Below are 3,454 nucleotides of genomic sequence, written 5' to 3'. Positions count from 1 at the left end.
GGTTTCGTGCTAGGTGCATAACCTCACCCATGCGGATGTTTCGCGTCGACATATTTAGATCACGTGAACCAAACGGAATCAATTGACGTATTAGAGGATAGAGAGGAAGGGGCAGGGGAAAGGACTCCTTCCACGAATAGTAGTACAACCGGTTATTTCAGGGTTCTTAACTTCCTAGAGCCTGAAATACCGCGTTGCCTCGAGACGGCCGATAAGGATCTCGGTGGGGGTGACAGGGTGTGCTGGCCAATCCTTCGGTAAACCAGCAGCTTGCGGAGTTGGACGACCTGCTCCGCGAAGTGGGGGCTCTCCTGCGGAAGCGGGGGCGCGACATCCTGTGCGGCTTCGACATCACAAGTCCTCAGTTTGAAGCGCTTCTGGTGCTGCGGGAACACGGGCAGCTGACGATGGGCGAGCTATGCGCCAAGATGTACCTGGCGTGCAGCACCGCAACCGACCTGATCGACCGCATGGAGCGGAACGGGCTGATTGAGCGGGTGCGCGACACCGCAGACCGGCGGGTGATCCGGCTGCGGGTTCTGCCGAAAGGCAGCGAGCTGATCGAGCGGGTGCTCGAGGCCCGGCAGAACTACCTGGCCAACGCCATGACTGGCCTGGGGGCAAACGACAAGGCGCGCCTCGTCCGGGCGCTCCAGCAGCTGTGCTCGGTACTGTCGCGGGAGGTCCCGGCCCAATAAAAAAGGCCGCGGAAAGGCGCCGCCCCGGCGGGGCGGCGCCTGCCGCATTGGTGCCTTTCGAAACTCGTAGCAAGGCAGGAGCGTCCAACCCGTACGATAACCTCAGGAGCAGGCTACTGCCTCCACCTGCAGCAACCCGGAAGGAGATCTCCGCATGACAGCCCCGAAAGCAGACGCAGCGCGACCGATCGGCTTATTTGACTCCGGGGAGGGCGGCCTCACCGTCGCACGGGTGGTCGCGGACCTCCTACCCCATGAGAACCTGATCTACGCGTGCGACACCGCCCATTTCCCCTATGGACCCCGTCCGCTGGCCGAGGTGCGCGCTTTCTTCGAGCGGTTCATGGAATTCTTCGTTGCCCAGGGCTGCAAACTGGTCATCGTGGCCTGTAACACGGCCACCGCCGCGACTTTCGACCTGCTGGAGCAGGGTGCCTTTCCGATTCCTGCCATCGGGGTCGTTCATCCGGGTGCTGCGCTGGCGGCACAGGTCTCGGTCAGTGGCCGGATCGGCGTGGCGGCCACCCAGGGCACCTGCGACTCGGGCATCTACCTGCGGGCCATTCGGGACATCCGTCCCGACGCCATGGTGGTGCAGCAGGCCTGTCCCATCCTGGTCATGCGGGCCGAGGAGGGCGTCATCTCCGGGCCCGAGGTGCGAGCGGAGGTGGAGCACTGCCTGGCCCCGATCCTGGCCGCGCAGGTCGACACCCTGGTGCTCGGTTGCACACACTTCCCCCACATGGCGGCGGTGATCGCCGATGTGGTGGGCCCCGCCATCCGATTGGTGGATCCTGGTTGGGCGACAGCGCGGCAGGTGGCAGACCTTCTCGTCAGTTGTGGCCTGCGCAATCCGGGTCCGGCGCCGGGAGAGCGCCGCGCTTTCACCACCGGCGACCCGAACCGCTTCCTCGAGGTGGCGGAGCGACTCTGGCCGGGGGGAATCGCCACTGCGACGCGGATTCAGTGTTGACCGCCACAGACAAACCGGAGGAGAAAGCTGGATGTCTGCCGAATACGGGCATGTTGTTCGGCGCCACGGCGAGGGTAGCAGCCGTCTCAGCGGCCCGCAGGCTCGTCTCTGCCCGCCAGAGGGGAGAGTGGCGAGGCCGCCGCACGGGAGCAGGGCGCCTCGGAACCCTGGGACAGGAGGTCTTGGACTTGTCGGAGAAGCGGATCGTACTGGCGACGAAGAACCCGGGGAAGGTGCGGGAGTTTCGGGCCCTGCTAGAGGGTCACGGTATCGAGGTGGTGGGGCTCGATCCCCATGCACCGGAGGTGGCCGAGACGGGCACTACGTTCGAGGAGAATGCCCTGATCAAGGCCCGGGCCGCGGTGGCGGCCACCGGTCTTCCGGCCCTGGCGGAGGACGCAGGCATCTGCGTGGATGCGCTCGGCGGCGAGCCTGGCGTGCGCTCCGCCCGGTGGGTCCCGGGCAGCGACGAGGACCGGCTCCGGCACCTGCTCGCCCGGATGGAGGGCGTGCCCGCTGACCGCCGGGGGGCGCGGTATGTGTCGGTCATCGCCGTGGTGCTCCCCTCCGGGCGGTGGGAGCTGTTCCGGGGCGAGTGGGAGGGCCGCCTGGCGGAGGCTCCCCGCGGCACCGGCGGCTTCGGCTACGACCCGATCTTCGAACTGCCCGATGGTCGGACTGTGGCGGAACTCTCCCTGGAAGAGAAGAACGCCATGAGCCATCGGTCCCAGTCCCTGGCCAAATGCCTCAAGCGGTTACCGGCGCTGTTGGAGGAGGAGTAGCGTGCTGCGGATCGGCGTTGTGAGCGACAGCCACCACCGGTTCCTACACGTCGCGGCCATGCGGGAGCGGTGCGGCCAGCTCGACTGGCTCTTGCATGCCGGGGACCACCTGGCCGACGCCGCCCGGATCGCCGGCGACCTCGGTGTCGATCCGGCCCATGTCCGGGCCGTGGCCGGCAACTGTGACTTCCCCCTGACGGAGCCGGACGAGCTGCTGCTGGAACTGGAGCAGGTGCGGCTGCTCCTGGTCCACGGCCACCGGCACGGGGTGAAGTCGGGTCCGCAGCGGCTCCTCTACCGGGCCCGGGAACTGGGGGTGCGGGTGGCGATTTTCGGCCACACGCACATCCCCTTCCTGGAAGAGGCCCACGGCGTGCTCCTGCTCAACCCGGGCTCGCTGAGCATGCCCAGGCGCTACGGCGATCCGCCCTCCTGCGCCGTGCTGGAGGTGGAGGGAGGGCGCGTGGTGGCCCGCTACGTGTTTCTGCGCGACGACCACGCTTAGGCGCGTCGCCGCACCCGCCCGCCCGGGTCCGGCGCTCCCGGGCGTTCCACCCTGACGGGGTGACCGCATGTGCGCGCCTCGGCCTGGCGGCCATCCTCCAGCATTTAGCTTTTGACAACGGGCAGGGCGTTTTGCTATACTCTCTGTTGCGGGATCGTCGGGGTGTGGCGCAGTCTGGTAGCGCGCCTGCTTTGGGAGCAGGATGTCGCAGGTTCAAATCCTGTCACCCCGACCATTTCTGGCTCGCGCAGGGGCCGGCACACAAGTGCGGGTGTAGCTTAGTGGTAAAGCTCCAGCCTTCCAAGCTGGCGACGAGGGTTCGATTCCCTTCACCCGCTCCACACCGTTTGACTCAAGGGCGAAACCTCTTCGTCCTTTTTTACTCTTGCGTGGGAGCCGGCCCCTGCAGTGCCGCCACCTCGCTACTTGTGCTGCGGTCTGCCCTGTGCTAAACTAACCTGTGCTATACAGGCGCCTGTAGCTCAGGGGATAGAGC

Annotated in this window: 4 protein-coding genes and 2 tRNA genes; all 6 read left to right on the top strand. The window is 66.4% G+C overall.

The window, feature by feature from the left end:
• The first annotated feature begins 239 nt into the window (after window positions 1-239).
• The 6 genes from AB2385_RS16770 (at window position 240) to AB2385_RS16745 (ending at window position 3,299) form a co-directional block, all read left to right on the top strand.
• Window positions 240-698, top strand: a complete 459-nt coding sequence (locus AB2385_RS16770; protein ID WP_367656157.1) for a MarR family winged helix-turn-helix transcriptional regulator — start codon at window positions 240-242, stop codon at window positions 696-698.
• 154 nt (window positions 699-852) lie between these two features.
• On the top strand, window positions 853-1,671 hold the full coding sequence (murI, locus tag AB2385_RS16765) for a glutamate racemase (protein WP_367656156.1): 819 nt from the start codon (window positions 853-855) through the stop codon (window positions 1,669-1,671).
• 188 nt (window positions 1,672-1,859) lie between these two features.
• Window positions 1,860-2,453 (top strand): RdgB/HAM1 family non-canonical purine NTP pyrophosphatase, encoded by a 594-nt coding sequence (gene rdgB / locus AB2385_RS16760; protein ID WP_367656155.1) that lies wholly within the window; start codon window positions 1,860-1,862, stop codon window positions 2,451-2,453.
• Between the two features lies 1 nt (window position 2,454).
• Window positions 2,455-2,958 (top strand): YfcE family phosphodiesterase, encoded by a 504-nt coding sequence (locus tag AB2385_RS16755; protein ID WP_367656154.1) that lies wholly within the window; start codon window positions 2,455-2,457, stop codon window positions 2,956-2,958.
• A 158-nt stretch (window positions 2,959-3,116) separates the two neighbouring features.
• A tRNA-Pro gene (locus AB2385_RS16750) sits at window positions 3,117-3,193 on the top strand.
• A gap of 32 nt (window positions 3,194-3,225) precedes the next feature.
• Window positions 3,226-3,299 (top strand) — tRNA-Gly (locus AB2385_RS16745).
• Window positions 3,300-3,454 lie beyond the last annotated feature (155 nt).

Origin of the sequence: Symbiobacterium sp. (assembly GCF_040797425.1) — a bacterium.
Classification (GTDB): Bacteria; Bacillota; Sulfobacillia; order Symbiobacteriales; family Symbiobacteriaceae; genus Symbiobacterium.
The sequence above is the reverse complement of the archived record's forward strand: the minus strand, read 5'-3'. Positions and strand labels throughout refer to the sequence as shown.